The sequence below is a fragment of the Pedobacter riviphilus genome (assembly GCF_014692875.1).
In the GTDB taxonomy this organism is placed as follows: domain Bacteria; phylum Bacteroidota; class Bacteroidia; order Sphingobacteriales; family Sphingobacteriaceae; genus Pedobacter; species Pedobacter riviphilus.
Map to the genome: position 1 here is coordinate 2941059 of NZ_CP061171.1, position 19815 is coordinate 2960873.

The following is a 19815-nucleotide window of genomic DNA, read 5'->3' on the forward strand; positions in this document are numbered from 1 at the left end:
AACGGTTTTGCGATCACGACAGCATTTAATATCAAAACCCATCCTAATGACCGGGTGATAACCCTGATCGTTATCCCAAAGGATGATTATTTTAATAATTGTTTATTCAGGAGAGATTTTAGGCGTAATAAAAAACAGAAATCAGACTGGTTCTTTTATTAATGAATGCAGAAGAGATCCATCCTATAGAACTGGCGTTTGCTTATAAATTGACTAAAAGCAAACAGATAATCTTATGTTATGGGTCTTGACGGAGAGAGAAAAGTGGGCTTCCCAAACCATAACCTCATAATGTTTCTCACGCCTTACGTTGAAATGGAATTACAGCAGAAGCCCACTCTTATTTTGGAAAGCTAAAGGTAGCAATTCCGCTATAAGAAATGGGATAAAATCTGCTGTCCTGCTCCAACGGCGTGAGATTTGAGGTTGCAAGACTCTTAATTTTACCTTTACTGGTTTTATTTTTTTATTAGGTAAATATAGATAAAAAAAGCCAAATGTCAAGTAATTGCATGACGATTTAAAATAAAATATAAAAGACATTGCCAATTATATTTTTATTAGCAATGAAATGATTAGTGAGAAAGAAAAAATAGTCCTGAAAAAATTCGGTCAGCATTTAAAATCGTTAAAGGAGAAACAGAAACTTTCTTATCGTGAATTTTATAAGAGAAGTGGAGTTAATACCGGAGATATTATTAAATATGAAAATGGAGAAACCAGCCCAAGTTTTATTACAATAATGAGATTGGCAATAGGTTTAAAAATCCATCCAACAGCACTTCTTGATTTTAATTTTGGAATAGACTTTAGCGCTGGGCTGGAATAGTATAAGTCTTCACAATATAGTAGCAAATATGAAGATATGAGCCATCAAAGGAGGAAATAGCAAATTACGCAACGCTAACTATTAAAATAAAATCACCAAAGCGGGAAAAACGATCTTGATAGCATACTAAAGAGTATCCGAAACTAGTATCAAAATAATTAATCAAAGTTTTCCTTTAACACGCTCTCGTTTTTCGTGGCTTAAAGGTTATTTACTTCAAAACCGCGATAGCTAAGCATTTCCGCATTATGCGAAACAATTAGGCGAAGTTTTAATCTTTCGATGATTGCTTTGGCTTGAGCAATATTTCTTTGCATATCGTTTATTCCCCTAATTTCAATTCCCCCAGACATTAGTTTAAATTTGCTGGGCTCAAACTTATCAATAAATTGCTGTAGATCTGGGCTAATCTTTGCCTGACTGTTTTGCATAATCAATTATTAATCTTTTGCCACAAAGCAAGACAAATCGTTTTAACTTATCAGCATTTTCATATTAACTTATTAAGAAATGTTAACAAGCACTTTCTTTCCTGTAATCACTTCCCTTGCATTGATAATTGAGGTTATTTCAATCAACATACAGATCGATAATTAATTCTAAATCTAGCCGCATGACATAAACATGACGTTACCTTAACTTTCAGGTGATATACAGCCAATAGTTTTGCCGTAAAACCTGGACATGCGCACGATAAAAAGATTGACTGAACTCAATTACTATTTCTTTACTGCAATGTCAATACTTCTGTTGGCACTCATCTTTAATTTTAGCTTTTCTAAAATAGATGGCTTCCTCATTTTTAACTGGTTTCATCCAACCTGGCTGGATATTTTTTTTAAGTATGTTACTAATCTCGGAGATGGCTTAATCAGCATTCTGGCTGCGGCTATTCTGCTAGCATTTCGGAAAAAGAAAAAAGCAATTACTGTGGCTCTTGCTTATATTTATTCGGGACTGCTTATCCAGATCGCAAAAAGGATATTCCACATGCCACGGCCGAAATATTTTTTCGAGCAAACTTTATTTCAGTATACTCATTTTGTTGATGGGGTAAAAATGCATGATCAAAATTCTTTTCCTTCAGGTCATACCGCATCTGCTTTTGCCTTGGCCACAGTATTGGTTTTGGTTTTCAGGAAAAAGAAAATCTCTCCTTATTGTTTATTTTTCGCATTTTTAATCGGTTATTCACGCATATACCTGGCACAACATTTTCTTATTGATGTATTTTTTGGTGCAATAACCGGTATAATCTGCGCAGTGGTGAGCTATCATCAAGTATACGATCTTCAACTTTTCAGATCGGCTAAGCTAAACAGAAGATATAAACAGCTTAAAATTACCAATCAGGCTAACCCCATTTAAGTGAAAGAAATACCTGTTAAACTTTGGCTTTTTATAATGGTTATGACTGTGATCAAAGTGATCATAGCCTCAACAATTGCCCTTGGAAACGACGAGGTATATTATTGGACATATGCTTTAAATCTGGAATGGAGTTATTTTGATCACCCTCCATTTGTGGCGTGGTTAATTAGAACAACAACTGCAAATTTATATATCCACAACGAATTAGCGGTTCGGCTAGGTGCCATAATATCATCCACAATAGGTACAATAATTGTATATAAAATAGGTAAATTACTCCTTAATAACCGTGTTGGCTGGTGGGCTGTTTTGCTTTATTCTTCGTCTTTTTACTGCAGCATTATTGCGGGGACATTTATTTTGCCAGATGGCCCTCAAATGGTTTTCTGGTTGTGGAGTATCTTTTTGCTGCTTAAAATTACCAAATCTGTTCACCAGGGTTTACCCACATTAAGTCTCTGGTGCTGGTTCGGGGTGGCAACAGGTCTTTGTATGATGTGTAAAATTCATGGTGTCTACCTGTGGGTGGCCGTTGTACTGTTCGCTCTGTTTAGCAATAGAAAATTGATGGCGCAAAAAGGCATGTATTTTTCTGCCTTAATTAGTTTAATTATGGTATCTCCATTCATCATCTGGAATATCCAGCATCATTTCATCACCTATACCTATCACAGTAACCGGGTTAGCCTGTTCCATGCTGGCATAAATCCATTGGCTTTCGCCAGAGAAATCAGCGGCCAAATATTTTACAACAATCCTATTGTTTTTTTTCTGGCATGGATTGCAGTTTTTAGCTTCATCAAAACCAAACACCATCTTAAAAGCGAAATACAGCTGCTATTATATTGTGCGCTACCACTTATTGCTACGCTGGTTTTTCTTTCCATTTTTAGAGATACATTGCCGCATTGGTCTGGCCCAGCCTATAGCTGTTTAATATTTCTCTCGGCATTGAAACTGGAGTCTTTTACCTTATCAAAAGTAAAAGCCATTATTGCTGCTAGTATGCTGTTTTTCTTGTTCGTAGTAAGTGCAGGTCTTATCGCAATTAATTTTTACAAGGGCACACTTTCACCGCAAAAAGACCCCATGCATTTAGGCACGGGCGATCCCACCTTAGATTTATACGGCTGGAAAGAGACTGGAAGAATAGTTGACTCTGTTTACCATGCAGATAATAAATTATCGCAAAGGAATAAGACAGTCAGAACTATTGTGATTACAAAGTGGTTTCCTGCAGCACATTTAGATTTTTATGTTTGCATCAGAACTGGTCTGCAAACCTATGGCCTTGGAGAAATATTCGATCTTCACCAGTATTATTGGTCGAACCAAAACAAACAGAAATTATCTGTTGGCGACAACGCATATTACATTGTCCCTTCTAATCTTTACGATGAAAACAGTATAAATTTTATCAAATCTCAATTTAAAAATTGCAAACCACCAATTATTGCACCTGTTTTCAGAAACGGTGTTATTTGCAAAAACATCTTATTATTTAGGTTAAATGGCTATAAAAGATAGTACAATTGCAACTATAACGAACTAATATTAATGTTTAAAATCTAATTGCACCAGAGCTGAAAATGCAATAAATTAGCATAGAAATTAAAGTCAATCTGATTTGGCAATTAGCGAACCTCTTCCTAAAAATTTAGATGATACCCAATAACAAAGTATATCCGCTAAGCATACTGTTCCTGACGCTTTTATTCAGTTCTCTATCTTCAGTAGGGCAGATTGTACTCCATGATAAAAAATTTCATGTAGACACTAAAATATTTTCGCAAACCGATTCAGGCGCACTGAAATTAGATATTTATTACAGTGGCAAAATAACAGAAACTAAGCCAACAGTACTTTTTGTATTTGGCGGAGGTTTTGTAATGGGGCGCAGAGACAGCAAGTTATTTGATCAATACTTTAACGCTTTAATAGCGCATGACTATAAAGTAGTTTCAGTTGACTATCGACTAGGTCTTAAGGGCAAGAAATTCCCCAGCCCATTTAATACTTCTAATTTAAAGGCAGCTATTGATACCGCTACTGCAGATGTTTTCGACGCGACAGCTTATCTGATCAAAAACGCAAAAGAACTCGGTATCGATACGGCTATGATCATCCTATCAGGATCAAGTGCGGGTGCTATTACGGCACTACATGCCGATTATAACAAGCGAAATGCGACAGCGTTATCGGCTAAACTTCCACCGCATTTTCAATACAAAGGCGTAATTTCTTTTGCCGGCGCAATATTAAGTTATCATGGCGCCCCCAAATATGCCATAACTCCAGCACCTACCATGCTTTTCCATGGTACAGCCGATAAACTTGTACCCTATAACAAAGTGAGATTACTTAACAGGGGCTTTTTTGGCTCCAAGTATCTTGCACGCACTTTCAGTAAAAACGGGTACCCTTATTACTTTCAGTATGTGCAAAATATGGGGCACGAGATAGCTGGTTCACCGATGGTTGAAAACCTGCCAGATATTTTGTGGTTTATAGAAAATTACATCATTAAACAAAAACGCTACTTTATGGAAGTAGACTTTAAAGATGCCGACAAAAAACCTACTTTTAGCATACCACCTGCTTTAAAAAAGAGGTAGCGTAGCGTGCTTCTTTATCTTAAGGTCAATATCAAAAACTATCTCTTTATCTTAACAGATTAGTTTTCATGTTCTCCGGCCTCCCCGGTCAGTATCTTTTCCATTTCTATCATCATCTGCTCGGCCAGGCGTTGTTTAGCTTGCAATTTAGAAAGATAAGCATCTGCAAATGTTACTTCAAGCTCATCCATAATAAAAGCATATTTTGCCTTAAGTTCTATAAGATCAATCTGAAGCTTCTTGGAAAGATTTTGCATGCTACAAAGCTAAAAAAAGGGAGGTTATAATTTCAGATAAAGCTCTTATTTTTCTTTTTTTAAAAAAAATACACCAAATAGACAAACTCATTAAAACAATCTCCTAATTCTTTCGTTTATAAATTGATTCCGGCGTGGTTTCCGGAATAGTTTGTTTGGTTAGTTGATTAGGGATCACTCCCAAAGTGAATCCCTTTTCTTTTTTACGAAGCTTTCTATCTATTGAGCATAGTTTCCAGCCAATATTTTCTAAATTCAGCCTTTCAAATCGATTATACAATGGAAGAAATCAGATGGGGCATTATTGGATGCGGAGATGTGACTGAAGTAAAAAGTGGACCAGCTTTTAATAAGGTAAACAACTCCAAACTTGTTGCTGTAATGCGCCGCGATGCAAAGAAAGCTGCTGACTATGCCAGGCGACACCAAGTGCCTAAATGGTATGATAATGCTTCTCAACTAATTAACGACCCGGAGGTGAATGCCATTTACATTGCTACACCACCCCTACAGCACGAAGCTTACACTATTGAGGCTTTAAAAGCCGGCAAGCCAGTATATGTAGAAAAACCCATGACTTTAGATGCCAAAGCTGCTCAACGCATGACTGATGCCGCCAACAAATTAAATGTGAAGCTTTGCGTAGCTCATTACCGCCGGGCTCAACCCATGTTTTTGAAAGTTAAAGAACTATTGGCTACACATACCATTGGCGATATCCGTTTAGTCCGTTTAAAAATGCTCCAATCGCCGAACCCCACGCTTATTGCAAAAACAGCCGATAATTGGCGGATCAATCCGGCCATTTCTGGTGGTGGTTTATTCCATGATCTGGCTCCGCATCAATTAGACCTGATGACTTATTATTTCGGCGCTGTGAAAAATGCGATGGGCATTGCCACCAGGCAGCAGGAAAACACCGAGGTGGATGATCTGGTTGTGGGTAATATCCTGTTCCAAAACGGAGTTGTTTTCACTGGTAGCTGGTGTTTCTCTGTAGCAACACAAGATCTGGCTGATGTTTGTGTAATTTATGGTTCAAAAGGTCAAATCAATTTCCCTATGTTTGGCAACAAAATTACGGTTACTGCCAATGAAACAGAAGAATTTATATTTGAGCCTTTACAGCATGTACAACAACCTATGATTGAAAAAGTAGTTAATTATTTTTTAGGTAAAGGAGAAAATCCATGCAGTGGTGAAGATGCACTAATAACCATGAAGTTAATGGATGATTTTACGCGGAAGTAAGAATAATTCGACGAAGGATCATTTTAATTGAACCATGTTAGATATAAAAGGGTACTTCTTGTTTTTAGTTTATGCGATATAAATGGCTTAAAGTCAGTTTATACTATTTTTTTTCGCTCTTTATCTGTCATAATCCTAAAATTATTGAGAAACTGAAATCTACGTATTATGATGCCTATAATTCTATTGTAAAACGATTTCTTACAGTTTTGTGAAGAGGTGGCATCTTTCTTATCTAATAAATATGGTAAAATATTCTTAGGTATTCTCCAAAAATCAGGAGGAGGATTTTCTTTGAAAATAAACAGATAAAGTTTTAATGTTTCCAAATACCAATCCTGATGTTTATTGTATTCTACAATCCCACCCACATTGGGATAATGATGTAAATTCCGACCCAAAACCAATGGGCAGAATTTTTCCCAGTACTCTACCGTATATAGCAGGTGCATATGCCATACCTTATCAACCACAACAGAAGGCGATGCCCCGTTCTGCGATATGCAACAGAGATATACAAAACGCTTATACTCTGCTATCGCCAATAAAGTGAACCGCCTTGTCCACCCCTCGGTAACTGCTAATTTGCGTGAAAAAGGGATTGCAAAATCTTCATTATCTGGCGAATAGGCATAAATTCGTTGCCACAAAGGATCGTCTGCATAATTTACCTCTCTTTCATCAGGTAATATCGTGATATATTCAGGTTTCATCATCAACTATTTAGCAGCCACAAGAAACTGAAGATTCATAGATATAAACGGTTTTGGGATAATAATACCTGTTAAGCAACTGGCAGAAATCGTCGAACCTTTCCTGTAGGTTAGTGTCCAATAAATTTAATGTAAAATCCAATGCAGGTGAGGGGCCAAAAGAAACCGAAAGTTCACGGTTAACAATCTGTATATCGGTTATAACCTTCCATTGGATAAGGGCAGCATGCTCATAGTAATGAAGTCCTTCTTCACAAACCATTAATAGCACTGTTTTTTCTTCACGCTGAGCCCAATAACCCACTACCCTTACGGTTACTAATATAAAAGTTAGTATAGCAGAAGCATAAAGGGAGATAGATAAGTTCCTTTTATCTTCCGAAAAAAAGGAAATAATAACCATAACAATAAATGAAAATAAAAACAAGGTGGCCGTACAAGAACAATTTCCAGGGTCCCAAGCCTTTTTATACAAAATCATTTCATCTTTTACCATAAGCCTCAAAATCTGAAGATAAGAAAATAACAGATAAAAAGCTGAATTTTAGCGCTAAAAGTCTTAGCATTGATCGATCAATGCTAAAACAAAAACAACCATTCTTGTTGCCACAGCTTAAATTTGTAGAAGCTGAAAGCCAATCGATTGCTATTATTAACAGCCTAAAGTTTAGAAAGCAAAAGTTTTACCGAGGCTCTTTTTTGATAGTTTGGGTCGAAATGAACATATTTAATTTTCCCTGAACGATCGATAATGTAAGTTGCAGGAACGGGTAAAGTATGTCGGGTATTCCCATTGTTATCTTCTAAATTTATACCATAGCCCTTGTATTTGGTAAAGGTAGCTTCATCCATAACAAAATTAACATTGTAGGCCTTCATAATCTCATCGTCTTTATCCTGAAGGATAGAAAAGCCAGCATTTGTTTTTTTTATGGTTTTATCAATGTTTTCTTTCGTTTCGGGTGTAACGCCGATCACGTAAGCATCTTTTCCACTTAATAAGTTTAAAGAATCTTGCAGCTCTTTAATGTGTTTATTACAGTATGGGCACCATTGACCGCGATAAAAAAACAGTACAACAGAACGGTGCGCTTTAACTGCACTTTTCAAACTCACGGTTTTACCGTTTTGGTCAACTCCGCTAAACATAGGCGCTTTATCACCCTCCTTTAAACCTTTTTGTGCTTTTGTTTGCAGCGATAATACAACAGCTAACGCTGTAAATAAGATAATCCTTTTCATGTTGTCTTTATGTTTTTTCTTCTTAGTCGAATCAGCAGTATTAACCTTACAGCTAAATTAATTTTTATTGATTTCTTTTTCAATCTTCTCCGTTAATGTTTTTTTAAAGGCTTTATCCAGTTTAAAATCGCCGTTTTCAAAACCTACAAACAACTTATTAATCAATATACTCTGCCGCTGATAAATTTTGCATACCGAACAGCCTGCCAGGTGTATATGCAATTGTAGTGTTTCGGCAGCGGTAATTTTTCCGGCAATTCTTTTTTCGATCAAAAAAGTAGCTTGTTTACAGTTATAGATTATATTTCTCAGCGCACTCGTCATATCAGTTCCATTTTTTTTGAAGGCAGGCCCTCAGGTTAAGTTTTGTGCGGTGCATAATTACCCAGAAATTAGCCGCAGTGAGTTTAAGTTCGTTACAGATTAGCTCGGAGGCCAGATCATCCATGTGTTTCATCGAGAATACCGAGAACCATAATCCGGGAAGTTTGGCCAAACATTCATTCAATATGCTACTCAGCTCTTTCATCATCAAAGGATTGCCTACCTCCAAGCCAAATGCTCTCGGATAGTCTTTTTCAGTCCAATGTCCTGATTCCGCATCAAAAAAATCCTGCCGTTCATCTTCTACATTTATTATCTTTAAATTAATAGCAGATTGTTTTCGGTAAAAATCGGCAATCTTGTTTTTAAGGATGGCTGTTAACCATGTTTTTTCCTTACTATTGCCCTCAAAACCATCTAATCGCTGCAAACCTGCCAAAAAGGTATCCTGCACCAGATCTTTGGCCACATCTTCATCCCTTAATCTCGACATGGCAAAGCCATAGAGGTAATCGGCATATTTTTCAACCCAGCTTAGTGGGTCTGAATAATGGCTCTTGACTGCATATTCCTTATCCGTTTCGTTTTGCATATTTTGGTATTATCTTATTTAAATATACTCCTTAATTTATTGGTTGTACGAGATGAAATAACCTTACAAATTATTTTATTTTTTTTAGAGGTGCTTGTTTAACTGATTGGTCTAAAAAAAATCATCCTGATTTAAAGTAATTTCTAAAGTTGTACGTCTACTCTTGATAACAAACCTAAAAACATTTTATTATGATAGCCGTTTTCAAAACAAATGTATCCACGGATAGCGAATTAAACGTAATCAGCCCATTGCTGAACAGCCGTTTCAAAGAAATTAAATGGAATATCGATTTATGGGATTCTGATAAAATCCTTCGGGTAGATTCGCCAAGAGATTGGACAAAAGAAATTACCGAGCTCTTTAACAGCATTGGTTTGCGCTGTATTAACCTCGAAATTTTTCATTCAGCGCCTTTTTAAACCTATTTTTCTTTAAAAAGAGTATGGATTCTGCTGCTTAAAAACTCCTTCAGGTTTAATTGTTGCAGCCTCGTTATTGGGATTGCTTCCATAAGGCATATCTTACGGCGTTCTTTTGACCATTTTGTAATAGATTATCGTTAAATTGCATCATCTATTGCATCAATCCCTAATGAAAGAAATTACCGATATCATAAAGGCATATCAAAAGGCAACGAAAGAAAAGAAAAAAACAGCCCTCGCAACAGTAGTTAAGGTAGAAGGTTCTTCTTATCGCAGGCCAGGTGCCAGGATGCTGATTACTGAAGATGGCCAATTAACAGGAGCCATTAGCGGCGGTTGTTTAGAAGGCGATGCCTTACGGAAAGCACTTTCGGCAATAGTACAGCAAGAAAACAAACTCATTACTTACGATACTACAGACGAAGATGATGCCAAATTTGGTGTACAGTTGGGCTGCAATGGCATTGTACACATTCTGTTCGAACCCATTATAGAAACGGACGACTTAAACCCCATCGCTATTTTAACCGCTTTACAAAGCAAAAGGGAAAACGCTGTATTGGTTACACTTTTTTCGTTAGCGGATAAGTTGCAATTGGGCACGAGCATGCTTTTTAGAAATAAACCTATCCTATCTAAAATCCCAAAATCAATCAGTGATGAAGCAATTAAGGATATCCAAAAAGTTTCTGAAAATAAACTGCAACATTTAAGGTCTATGAACTCGGCAGTCAACAGATTGATGCCTTTCTGGAGTTTATCCAACCTCCAATTTCATTAATTATAGCAGGTGCGGGCAATGATGCACAGCCTTTGGCAGAAATGGCTTACCTTTTAGGCTGGGAAGTAACTGTGATAGATGGAAGGCCTGCCCACGCCACACTTCAACGTTTTCCAAATGCAACCAAGGTTTTAGTGAGTAAAGCCGAAAATGTGTTACCACAAATTCAGATAGATGGGCAAACAGCTTTTGTACTGATGACACATAATTACAGCTACGATCTCGAACTACTTAAATATCTATTGGGTACAAATGCACCATATATTGGCACACTAGGGCCTAAGAAAAAGCTAATCAGAATGTTAGATGAACTGGATTTAGCAACCCCAATAAACGAAACACGAGTGCACGGGCCCATAGGGCTTGATATTGGCGCAGAAACCGCAGAAGAAATTGCCATTTCTATCCTCGCAGAGATTAAATCCGTTTTTACCGGGGCATCGGCTATATTCTTAAAAGAGAAGAAAAAACCGATCCACGTTTACGAATAAAAAAATAATTAAGCAATTGAAAACGGGCATCATCATATTGGCAGCAGGCAACTCTTCACGTTTAGGAAGACCAAAACAGCTTTTGGACTACAAAGGAAAAACACTCTTAAAAACGATAATAAATGAAGCTTTAGAAACAAATTGCAAACCTGTTATTGTTGTTTTAGGTGCATATGCGAAAGAAATAGCCGGCCAACATCAGCATGACCAGATTAACTTCGTTATTAATGAAAGCTGGAAAAATGGAATGGCCTCAAGTATTGTTGCCGGACTTTCAACCTTGGTTAAAAAAAATAGTGAAATTGAAAGCATCATTATTGCTATAGCTGACCAGCCTTTTATAAAAATGAGTAACTTTAATAACTTAATCGAAAAGCAGAAAGAAACAGGCAAAAATATCATTGCCAGTGCATATAATGAAACGATTGGAACTCCTGTTCTCTTCAAAAAAGACTACTTTGAAGCACTTTTATCGCTTAAAGGGAGCGAAGGGGCAAAAAGCATATTAAAGCAGTATCCGCAGGATCTGGAAACAGTAGCTTTCGAGCATGGAGGAATTGATATTGATACAGAAACAGATTACAATAATTTAATTAGCCAGCAATGATAGCAGATTCTTTTGGAAGAGTACACGATTACCTACGGATATCACTTACAGATAACTGCAATTTTCGCTGCTTTTATTGCATGCCCGAAGAAGAATACGACTTCACCCCTGCTTCCCGGCTCATGCAAACCGAAGAAATTATTAAGCTGGCAGAAGTTTTTGTAGCCAATGGCGTAAAAAAAATCAGGCTTACGGGCGGTGAACCATTGGTGAGAAAAGATGCTGCTCAAATTATTGCGGCATTGGGTAAACTTCCGGTTGAGCTTGTAATTACCACAAACGGAACCCGCATTGCAGAAATGTTGCCTGTATTAAAAGAAGCAGGTATTAAAACCATTAACATTAGTCTGGATACATTACAGCCTGAGAAGTTCTTTATGATTACCCGAAGGGATGTTTTCCATCAGGTACGCAGCAATATCGAACTGCTTTTGCAGCATAAAATAAGGGTGAAAGTAAATATGGTGGTGATGAAAGGCCTTAACGACAACGAAATTAACGATTTCATCAGTTGGACCAAACACAACCCCATCCAGATCAGGTTTATTGAGTTCATGCCCTTTAGCGGTAATAAATGGACGAGCAATAAAATGTTTTCTTTAGATGAAATCCTATCCGTGGTTGAAAAAGATTTCACCGTATTACCTGTTAAAGGAGAACCGCACGATACGGCCAAAAGTTTCATGATCCCTGGTCACGAAGGTTCGTTTGCCATTATCAGCACCATGACCAATCCTTTTTGCGATACCTGTAACCGCATGCGCCTAACCGCAGATGGCAAACTCAAAAACTGCCTGTTTTCGGATAGCGAAACCGATCTGCTTACTGCATTGCGGAAAAATGAAGATGTGCTTCCGTTAATCCAAGCGACTATATGGAGCAAAAAGAAAGCATTAGGCGGGCAGTTGGCGGGTGATTTCGAAAAAATTGATGCAACTACTATTCAAAACAGAAGTATGATTACCATTGGAGGATAAAATTTTCATGATCAGCGTAAAAGAAGCAAAACACCTCATTTCTCAACATATAAAAGCATTAAATCCCATTTCTATTGACTTGGCAAAAGCATCAGGGCTCATTCTTGCAGCCGATGTTTATGCAAAATATGATATTCCCGCATTTAGCCAGTCAGCAATGGATGGCTATGCGTTAAAGTTTGAAGATCGCGAACAAGAGCTCAGCGTGGTTGGCGAAATGGCTGCTGGAACAGCAACTAACATTACAATCCAAAAGGGCGAAACCAGTAGAATATTTACAGGTGCTCCGCTGCCCAAAGGTGCCGACACCGTAGTGATGCAGGAAAAAATTACAAGGATAGATGGAAAAATCACCTTACAGGATCCCAATTTAAAACCTGGCTTAAATGTACGCGATAAGGGTTCGGAGATAAAAGCTAGCGCATTGGCTATGGAAAAGGGGGATTTTCTTAGTCCTGCCGCTATTGGCTTTCTGGCAGGGATTGGCATTAACGAAGTTAGCGTTTATCCCATGCCAAAAATTTCGATTATTGTAACGGGAAAAGAATTACAGCAACCGGGTAAGCCTCTTGAATTTGGACAGGTTTATGAATCGAATTCCTATTCTCTTTCTGCTGCTTTAAAACTTGAAGGGATTGAACAGGTTGCCGTTTATGAAGCTGACGATGATCTCGGGATCTTAAAAAACGTACTACTAAATGCAACAGCAAACAGCGATGTTGTTCTGTTGACAGGAGGTGTAAGTGTTGGCGATTATGATTTCGTAATTGAAGCAGCCTCACATTGCGGCATCAAACAGATTTTTCATAAAGTGAAACAGAAACCAGGTAAACCTTTGTACTTTGGCACAAAAGATCAGAAGCTAATATTCGGACTTCCAGGCAACCCTTCATCTGTACTCAGCTGTTATTATAATTACGTATTACCATCCATAAAATCCTTATCACATCAAAACAATAGTGTTATTGAGGTTCAGGCAGCGCTTACACATCCCTATTCCAAGCCTGCGGGACTAACACATTTCCTAAAAGGCAAATATGAAAATGGACTGGTCACCCCGCTCAGTGCGCAAGAATCTTACCGATTAAGCTCCTTTGCACAGGCCAATTGCCTCATCTGCCTCGATGAAATACAAGAACACTTTAATAAAAGTGACATCCTAACTGTAATGATTTTACCAAACTAAACCATGCAAGAAAGTTTTATACTCTTTTACTGTTTACTTTTTATTGTTGCTTTTTTATATGCTTCAGTAGGGCATGGCGGAGCAAGCGGCTATCTTGCATTAATGGCTATTTTTGCTGTTTCGCCCGCCATCATGAAGCCTACGGCATTATTGCTTAATCTGTTTGTTTCTTCCACTTCCTTTATCCAGTTTTATCGCGGTGGCCACTTTAAGTGGAAAACCTTTTGGCCTTTTGCCGTTGCCTCTATACCACTCTCTTTTGTGGGCGGTATGATGGTTATTGAAAGTTCCATTTATAAAAAGATTTTAGGGTTGCTTTTACTCATCCCGGTCATCCGTTTTTTCTTCTTTAAAAATACCGATCCTAAAGATTTCAAACCATCAAATATTCCTTTATCACTTACTATTGGCGGAATTATCGGTTTGCTTTCGGGCATGATCGGCATTGGGGGCGGAATTATCCTTTCCCCTGTCCTATTATTGTTAAAGTGGACAGATCAAAAGCAGACGGCGGCAATTAGTGCAGCGTTCATCTTTGTTAACTCAGTTGCTGGTTTAGGCGGCCAGCTGATTAAAGGCTTCCAATTTAACAGCCACATGCTCGCTTATGTTGGGGTAGCTTTTGTTGGTGGCATTTGCGGCGCTTATTTTGGCGCTTTAAAATTCCCGCAAACCGTTTTAAAAAATGTTCTGGCATGTGTATTGGCACTAGCTGCTTATAAATTACTATTTACACATGCGTAATATGAAATACCTTTTCATCGCCGTATTATTTTTAAGTTTTGTAGCAAATGCCCAAGAAAGCAAGCAATTTATAATCGAAGGGAAGGTTAAAAAGCCATTAACAATCACTCTAGACAATTTAAGTACTTATAAATCCGTTAATTTGGATAGTATGACGATTTTTAACCATTTGATGCAACGTAAAAACAGTATCAAAAACATTAAAGGTGTGCTTTTAAAAGATATTTTGGCCAAAGTAGAAATAGACGCTGTTTCACCAAAAACACTTAGCGAATACTACCTTGTTTTTACCGCAACTGATAACTATAAAGTAGTGTATTCGTGGAACGAAATTTTTAATTCACCAACCGGAAACCAACTGATGGTTTTAAGTAATTATGATACCGATCCAGTCAAGACTGAAAAAGGGAATATCGCCATTATTACACCCAGCGATTTCGCTACAGGAAGAAGATTTGTAAAAGGATTGAGTAAAATCAGCATCTTACAGGTAAATTAGCACCATGGAAATCGAAATAATCAGTTTTGGCCAAATTACCGAATTCATCAAGAATCAAAAGGTTGATATTGCAGGCATTCGCGATACCGATACATTTAAACAATACCTCGAAGATCGATTTCCAGCCTTAAAAGGTATGAAATACAAACTTGCCTTGAATAAAAATATTGTTCAACAGAATACGGAAATTTTAAACCAGGCTACAATAGCCATAATGCCACCTTTTTCTGGTGGTTAAGCAATATGAGTGCAGAGCGATACAATAGGCAGATTATCCTTAAAGGGTTTGGGGAGGAAGCACAACAAAAGCTTTTAAGGGCAAAGGTACTTGTTATTGGCGCTGGAGGTTTGGGCTGTCCTGCGCTGCAATACCTGGCTGCTGCTGGCATTGGCCATATTGGCATTGTTGATGATGATACCATTTCATTATCCAATTTACATAGACAAATTCTTTTTACTACAGCCGATATCGGAAAGCCGAAAGTAGAGATTGCGGCAAAGCGCCTGCAGGAAATGAATACCCAGATCGGTATTATCCGTCATCCAATCCGTTTGCAGAAAAACAATATCCTCGATATTCTATCCAGATATGATTACATATTAGATGGTACAGACAATTTCGAATCCAGATACCTGATTAACGATGCCTGTGCACTGCTTAACAAACCACTTATATTTGCCGCAGTTTCGGGTTTTGAGGGGCAGTTAGCCATATTTAACGCTCCAGATCATTTTACTCCCAGCACCAATTACCGCGATATCTTCCCCATTCCCCCGATAAAGGAGAAATAGCCAATTGTGCCGAAAATGGTATTTTAGGTGTATTACCAGGTATATTGGGTACCATGGCAGCCGCAGAAACCATCAAACTGATTGCCAAAATTGGGCAGCCGTTAACCAATAAAATATTAAGTTATAATTTACTCACACAAGAACAATACACCATCAATATCAGTCACGGAGGCGGTTATATCCTGCCTAAAAATGTTGATGAATTTTTAAATATGGATTATCAGGATACCAGCGAAGGACCACAGGGGTATATAGAAATTGATGCCAGCGAACTGGTTAAACTTCAACAGTTAGAATCGACAATTTTAATCGATGTACGTGAAAGGCACGAAGTACCGATATTGGATAAACAAATCTTTACACAGGTCCCAATGTCGGAGTTTGGCGCTTTTATGAGCAAAGAGTTTTACCAAAAACATGTGGTTTTAATCTGCCAGCATGGAATCAGAAGTGTAGCAGCAGCAGAGGCCATGCAGGAAAAATACGGTGATGCCAAAAAGATTTACAGTTTAAAAGGTGGTATTGTAAAATGGAGAGATCATTTTCTCAAACCCTAACATGAGCGAAAAAAAAGTTAAAAACATATTTGTTGATGGTTCAATAGCACCTGCTTTTATAGCCGATAGCATTGCCAAGCACAATAGCAAAACAGCTATTGGTGGCCATAGTATTTTTATGGGCCAGGTGAGAAAAGATGAAATTAACGGCAAATTTGTTGCAGCAATTGATTATACCGCATACGAAGACCTCGCGCTTGAAAAAATGCATCAGATCAGGGAAGATATTTTCCAAAAATATCCATTAAACTGTATGCACATTTATCATAGCTTAGGCAGGGTTAAAGCAGGCGAGATCTGCCTCTTCGTTTTTACTTCATCGGCACACCGCAAACCTGCAATAGCAGCCTGTAGTGAAGTAGTAGACCGATTAAAAGCTGAATTACCGATCTGGGGAAAAGAAATATTCGAAGACGAAACCCACCAGTGGAAAGAAAATATTTAATATGGTAAACATCACAAAAAAATCCAATACCTTAAGGATTGCCATTGCAACCGCTACTGTAAAGGTATCGAAACAGGAAACCATTGATGCCGTTGAGCAACGCAAAATTCCCAAAGGTGATGTATTTGAATTTGCCCGTGCAGCAGGATTATTCGGCGTAAAAAAAACAAGCGACGTGATTCCGGATTGTCATCCGCTTCCGATTGAATACACTGCTATTACTTACGAAATTGTGGGTTTAACCATCATTATTAATGTTGAAGTACATACCATTTACAAAACAGGTGTAGAAGTTGAAGCGATGCATGGTGCCTCGGTTACGGCCTTAACCATGTACGATATGTTAAAACCAATTGACAAGGGAGTCGAAATCGAAAATATCAGGTTATTAAAAAAATCGGGAGGAAAATCTGACCTTAAAAATGCGAAATTCCCTGAAATAAAAGCTGCAGTAGTAGTCTGTTCAGACTCTATTTTCGAAAATAAAGCACAGGATAGCGCTGGCAAAGCAATTATTTCGAGGCTCACCCAATGGGAAATCAATGCTGAGAAATATGAAATCGTACCCGACGAAATCAATATCATCCGGAATAAAGCCAGTGAGTTAAGTAAAAGCGGCTATCATCTGATCATTTTTACAGGAGGAACCGGCCTTTCACCACGCGATGTAACTCCTGAAGCCATTGCGCCTTTAATTGACAGGAACATTGAAGGGATTATGGAAGCCGCCCGCCGTTATGGCCAGGAACGCATGCCTTATGCTATGCTTTCGCGTGGTGTAGCAGGTTTTATTGGTGAGACATTGGTGCTTACTTTCCCAGGCTCGAAAGGTGGTGCAGAAGAAAGTATGGATGCGCTTTTCCCACAGGTTTTACATTTGTTTAAGGTTATTAAAGGGGAAAAACATTGATCCTAGACTTTATTAACCAGATTGAAAATCCGGGGCATAGATCAAGATCAACAATATTAAATCTAAACAGCAAAAATATTTTTTGTGATAAAAAATTAAGTCCTACTTTTGCGGCATGTCGTCTAAATATAAGATTTTATACTTTTTCCAGAATTCTGATACTGCTATTCTAGAAATTCAACGTCTTGGTTTGCCCGAGAATGCTGATGCAGAAGCGACCTACCACTGGCTTTACTTTGATAAAATTACAGGCTCTTTGATTAAATTATGGTTCAGATCGATGGATTCTTCTACCGAAATTGAAGAACGCTATTTTGAACAGGGTTATCTTAAATTTAATAAAACAGAGGCTACATACATCGAAAAGCACAATTCTTCGCAACAAAAACTCAATAATATGGGCAATAGAGCTATTGGAGATGAAATAAGTGTTTTATTAGAAAATTATCTGAAATAATTTAAGCCATCTCTGGCAGTTCTGATTCTAAACCAACTTTATTTAGAGGATAACGGGAGGCATGAAAATCCTGAAGCGACTGACAAAAACCAGGGTACCATTCTTGTTTTTGCATACTTTCTAAAAGTTGTGCACAGGCGAGTACATCAGCATCAGCCTGGTGCAGTGCCTGGGCTACAAAATTAACCACATTCCAAATACCTTCCATCATAAAAAACCTAAAGGCAGATAGAATTGCAGACCATTGCACTTTTTTAGCCAGTAGTAAAAAGAAACGCGATACAGGGCTGCACAAACGTTTAAAAGCCATGTAATCATCTTCGGCGCCCTCCAGGTTTAAAAGGCCATCACTGTAGGGCAGATTTACAATTTCTGCAGCAATTTTATCACGACCATAGAAATAAACACTGCCTGCACAAATGGAAGATATCGATATTAACGCCAGATGATCGTAGATTTCGGGATGCATTTTCAACTTTCCATTACGTACAAATACTAATCCGCCCTTTTTTGCAGTGCCAGCTTGTGTATTCATAGCTGATAAACTTAAAAGCTCAAATTCGCCTGCAAAATTAAGTGCCATTACAAACTGTGCCGCAGCCATAAAAGTACCCCGATCTAGCGGTTTATTGTTTATAACAGGTTCCTGAATTGAAAAAATAGAAAGTTGCAAAAATATTTAATTTGTTTGGTTCCGGCCGAGTAGATCGACATTGGCAAAAATAAAAATCCAATTCAAAAAACAACGATATAGATAGTGAGTTAAGTTGATCAGAATGGTAATCAACTAGAAATGAGCAGGAAATTTTTTCAACCTTTTTGTTCAGTAAATCGTATCCCTAAGTTCGATAGTGTAATAAAGTATCCGTGCAAAAAAAAAGCAGGACTAAATCCTGCTCAAAATCTTTTGGGGAAGAATTAAACAACTCTTACTTTCACTGCATTAAGGCCTTTTTTGCCTTCTTGAACTTCATATTCAACTGTATCATTTTCTCTGATTTCGTCAATCAGGCCTGATGCATGCACAAAAATCTCAGATCCGCTTTCTTCTTTAATAAAGCCAAAGCCTTTTTCTGAGTTAAAAAATTTTACTGTTCCGTTTTTCATTATACTGGATGTTTTTAAATTAAAAACCAAAAATAGGATTAAAACCCAAAAACCAAAATTACTGGCAAACAAAATTGCTAATTATGCACAAAAAGATTTACAACTGTAAAAATTATTGCTGCTATTTTACAGTCTAAGCTTTTAACCGTGAATGTTTGCGGGTTAAAAAGATTTTCCCTGCGTAATAGAAGAATACCAATTAATTGGGTGCGACCTTAAATTCATGCCATCACTTTCAATATGATACAAGATAATAGGCATACTAAAATCGACAAAACGTTCTACCTGTCTGGAAAGTTTACCGAGAAAATCCATGCTCGATATGCCCTCCTTTAAATGAACGTAAATTACACTGCCTGTTTTAAACTCAAAGCGTTCTACCACTCCTGGCCACTCTGTTTTTATCCTGGTGAGGAAAGCTTTGATTTTGGTTTCTTCTTTTAGATTTTCCATAAGCTTATCAGGTTTTTTTAATATATGCTAATTTAAAAAATTATTCCAAATTAGGTTAATTGTAACAGGACCTATACAATTCTGGATATTAAAATTCAACTCCTGTGATTCGCTAGCCTAAACTTTTTTCAGAGGCTTAAATACAAGAAAGATTTCTCTAAATGCTCCGGTAAATATGAAAGCTGTTTTG

At 37.6% G+C, this 19815-nt stretch carries 28 protein-coding genes and 1 pseudogene; 19 read left to right on the forward strand and 10 right to left on the reverse strand.

From position 1 onward, the window contains the following. Positions 1 to 571 precede the first annotated feature (571 nt). Positions 572 to 829 carry a helix-turn-helix domain-containing protein gene (locus H9N25_RS12050; protein ID WP_167294987.1) on the forward strand — a complete coding sequence of 86 codons (258 nt, stop codon included), beginning with the start codon at positions 572 to 574 and terminating at the stop codon, positions 827 to 829. 200 nt (positions 830 to 1029) lie between these two features. Here the strand turns inward: H9N25_RS12050 and H9N25_RS12055 are convergent, their stop codons facing one another. Further along, the gene (locus H9N25_RS12055) at positions 1030 to 1260 is read right to left on the reverse strand and encodes a hypothetical protein (RefSeq protein ID WP_167294989.1); all 231 of its coding nucleotides are present in this window, start codon (positions 1258 to 1260) and stop codon (positions 1030 to 1032) included. 253 nt (positions 1261 to 1513) lie between these two features. On the opposite strand from H9N25_RS12055, the gene H9N25_RS12060 reads away from it, so the two are divergent. The 3 genes from H9N25_RS12060 to H9N25_RS12070 all read left to right on the forward strand — a co-directional run bounded on the left by H9N25_RS12060 (position 1514) and on the right by H9N25_RS12070 (position 4815). Then, positions 1514 to 2197, forward strand: coding sequence for a phosphatase PAP2 family protein (locus tag H9N25_RS12060; protein WP_190326031.1), 684 nt, complete (start codon positions 1514 to 1516; stop codon positions 2195 to 2197). Then, positions 2198 to 3727, forward strand: a complete 1530-nt coding sequence (locus H9N25_RS12065) for an ArnT family glycosyltransferase (protein ID WP_190326032.1) — start codon at positions 2198 to 2200, stop codon at positions 3725 to 3727. Positions 3728 to 3861: 134 nt separating this feature from the next. Further along, on the forward strand, positions 3862 to 4815 hold the full coding sequence (locus tag H9N25_RS12070; protein ID WP_190326033.1) for an alpha/beta hydrolase: 954 nt from the start codon (positions 3862 to 3864) through the stop codon (positions 4813 to 4815). A gap of 59 nt (positions 4816 to 4874) precedes the next feature. Here H9N25_RS12070 and H9N25_RS12075 read toward each other — a convergent pair whose 3' ends face one another. Beyond that, positions 4875 to 5072 (reverse strand): hypothetical protein, encoded by a 198-nt coding sequence (locus H9N25_RS12075; protein ID WP_167294993.1) that lies wholly within the window; start codon positions 5070 to 5072, stop codon positions 4875 to 4877. A 279-nt stretch (positions 5073 to 5351) separates the two neighbouring features. On the opposite strand from H9N25_RS12075, the gene H9N25_RS12080 reads away from it, so the two are divergent. Continuing rightward, on the forward strand, positions 5352 to 6323 hold the full coding sequence (locus H9N25_RS12080; protein WP_190326034.1) for a Gfo/Idh/MocA family protein: 972 nt from the start codon (positions 5352 to 5354) through the stop codon (positions 6321 to 6323). 98 nt (positions 6324 to 6421) lie between these two features. On the opposite strand, the gene H9N25_RS12085 is transcribed toward H9N25_RS12080, so the two are convergent. From H9N25_RS12085 to H9N25_RS12105, 5 genes are all read right to left on the reverse strand, one after another. Next, the gene (locus tag H9N25_RS12085) at positions 6422 to 7039 is read right to left on the reverse strand and encodes a glycine-rich domain-containing protein (protein ID WP_167294995.1); all 618 of its coding nucleotides are present in this window, start codon (positions 7037 to 7039) and stop codon (positions 6422 to 6424) included. A gap of 7 nt (positions 7040 to 7046) precedes the next feature. Beyond that, positions 7047 to 7439 carry a hypothetical protein gene (locus H9N25_RS12090; protein ID WP_190326035.1) on the reverse strand — a complete coding sequence of 131 codons (393 nt, stop codon included), beginning with the start codon at positions 7437 to 7439 and terminating at the stop codon, positions 7047 to 7049. 257 nt (positions 7440 to 7696) lie between these two features. Then, the gene (locus H9N25_RS12095) at positions 7697 to 8278 is read right to left on the reverse strand and encodes a peroxiredoxin family protein (protein WP_190326036.1); all 582 of its coding nucleotides are present in this window, start codon (positions 8276 to 8278) and stop codon (positions 7697 to 7699) included. A gap of 57 nt (positions 8279 to 8335) precedes the next feature. Continuing rightward, positions 8336 to 8602 carry a zf-HC2 domain-containing protein gene (locus H9N25_RS12100; RefSeq protein WP_190326037.1) on the reverse strand — a complete coding sequence of 89 codons (267 nt, stop codon included), beginning with the start codon at positions 8600 to 8602 and terminating at the stop codon, positions 8336 to 8338. A gap of 1 nt (position 8603) precedes the next feature. Beyond that, entirely contained in the window at positions 8604 to 9194 is a 591-nt protein-coding gene (locus H9N25_RS12105) for a sigma-70 family RNA polymerase sigma factor (RefSeq protein WP_190326038.1), read from the reverse strand. A gap of 191 nt (positions 9195 to 9385) precedes the next feature. Here H9N25_RS12105 and H9N25_RS12110 point away from each other — a divergent pair, with 191 nt between their 5' ends. The 14 genes and pseudogenes from H9N25_RS12110 to H9N25_RS12165 all read left to right on the forward strand — a co-directional run bounded on the left by H9N25_RS12110 (position 9386) and on the right by H9N25_RS12165 (position 18065). Further along, the gene (locus H9N25_RS12110) at positions 9386 to 9616 is read left to right on the forward strand and encodes a hypothetical protein (protein WP_167295000.1); all 231 of its coding nucleotides are present in this window, start codon (positions 9386 to 9388) and stop codon (positions 9614 to 9616) included. A 172-nt stretch (positions 9617 to 9788) separates the two neighbouring features. Beyond that, the gene (locus H9N25_RS24610) at positions 9789 to 10400 is read left to right on the forward strand and encodes an XdhC family protein (RefSeq protein ID WP_223833362.1); all 612 of its coding nucleotides are present in this window, start codon (positions 9789 to 9791) and stop codon (positions 10398 to 10400) included. Between the two features lie 41 nt (positions 10401 to 10441). Further along, positions 10442 to 10891, forward strand: a complete 450-nt coding sequence (locus H9N25_RS24615) for an XdhC family protein (RefSeq protein ID WP_255524451.1) — start codon at positions 10442 to 10444, stop codon at positions 10889 to 10891. Between the two features lie 16 nt (positions 10892 to 10907). Further along, positions 10908 to 11498 (forward strand): nucleotidyltransferase family protein, encoded by a 591-nt coding sequence (locus tag H9N25_RS12120; RefSeq protein ID WP_190326039.1) that lies wholly within the window; start codon positions 10908 to 10910, stop codon positions 11496 to 11498. Continuing rightward, positions 11495 to 12475 (forward strand): GTP 3',8-cyclase MoaA, encoded by a 981-nt coding sequence (moaA, locus tag H9N25_RS12125; protein WP_190326040.1) that lies wholly within the window; start codon positions 11495 to 11497, stop codon positions 12473 to 12475. Before H9N25_RS12120 ends, moaA begins: the two co-directional genes overlap by 4 nt. A gap of 7 nt (positions 12476 to 12482) precedes the next feature. Beyond that, the gene (locus H9N25_RS12130; RefSeq protein WP_190326041.1) at positions 12483 to 13661 is read left to right on the forward strand and encodes a molybdopterin molybdotransferase MoeA; all 1179 of its coding nucleotides are present in this window, start codon (positions 12483 to 12485) and stop codon (positions 13659 to 13661) included. Positions 13662 to 13664: 3 nt separating this feature from the next. Continuing rightward, positions 13665 to 14405, forward strand: a complete 741-nt coding sequence (locus H9N25_RS12135) for a sulfite exporter TauE/SafE family protein (protein ID WP_190326042.1) — start codon at positions 13665 to 13667, stop codon at positions 14403 to 14405. Between the two features lies 1 nt (position 14406). Next, the gene (locus H9N25_RS12140) at positions 14407 to 14904 is read left to right on the forward strand and encodes a molybdopterin-binding protein (protein WP_190326043.1); all 498 of its coding nucleotides are present in this window, start codon (positions 14407 to 14409) and stop codon (positions 14902 to 14904) included. A gap of 4 nt (positions 14905 to 14908) precedes the next feature. Continuing rightward, positions 14909 to 15142: a MoaD/ThiS family protein gene (locus H9N25_RS12145; RefSeq protein WP_167295007.1), complete on the forward strand. Its 234-nt coding sequence runs from the start codon at positions 14909 to 14911 to the stop codon at positions 15140 to 15142. Between the two features lie 5 nt (positions 15143 to 15147). Next, positions 15148 to 15797: pseudogene (locus H9N25_RS24620) on the forward strand (HesA/MoeB/ThiF family protein); the annotation flags it as partial. A gap of 111 nt (positions 15798 to 15908) precedes the next feature. Further along, positions 15909 to 16253, forward strand: coding sequence for a rhodanese-like domain-containing protein (locus H9N25_RS24625; protein WP_407947455.1), 345 nt, complete (start codon positions 15909 to 15911; stop codon positions 16251 to 16253). A gap of 1 nt (position 16254) precedes the next feature. After that, on the forward strand, positions 16255 to 16698 hold the full coding sequence (locus H9N25_RS12155; protein WP_190326044.1) for a molybdenum cofactor biosynthesis protein MoaE: 444 nt from the start codon (positions 16255 to 16257) through the stop codon (positions 16696 to 16698). A 1-nt stretch (position 16699) separates the two neighbouring features. Beyond that, positions 16700 to 17608 (forward strand): bifunctional molybdenum cofactor biosynthesis protein MoaC/MoaB, encoded by a 909-nt coding sequence (gene moaCB / locus H9N25_RS12160; RefSeq protein WP_190326045.1) that lies wholly within the window; start codon positions 16700 to 16702, stop codon positions 17606 to 17608. Positions 17609 to 17723: 115 nt separating this feature from the next. Beyond that, positions 17724 to 18065 (forward strand): hypothetical protein, encoded by a 342-nt coding sequence (locus H9N25_RS12165; protein ID WP_167295011.1) that lies wholly within the window; start codon positions 17724 to 17726, stop codon positions 18063 to 18065. A 1-nt stretch (position 18066) separates the two neighbouring features. On the opposite strand, the gene H9N25_RS12170 is transcribed toward H9N25_RS12165, so the two are convergent. The 3 genes from H9N25_RS12170 to H9N25_RS12180 form a co-directional block, all read right to left on the reverse strand. Next, a complete protein-coding gene (locus H9N25_RS12170; RefSeq protein ID WP_169502339.1) occupies positions 18067 to 18738 on the reverse strand; it encodes a hypothetical protein in 672 nt (223 codons plus the stop codon). 245 nt (positions 18739 to 18983) lie between these two features. Continuing rightward, positions 18984 to 19172: a cold-shock protein gene (locus tag H9N25_RS12175; RefSeq protein ID WP_025142821.1), complete on the reverse strand. Its 189-nt coding sequence runs from the start codon at positions 19170 to 19172 to the stop codon at positions 18984 to 18986. Between the two features lie 162 nt (positions 19173 to 19334). Further along, positions 19335 to 19625 (reverse strand): hypothetical protein, encoded by a 291-nt coding sequence (locus H9N25_RS12180; RefSeq protein ID WP_029277549.1) that lies wholly within the window; start codon positions 19623 to 19625, stop codon positions 19335 to 19337. Positions 19626 to 19815: the final 190 nt, after the last annotated feature.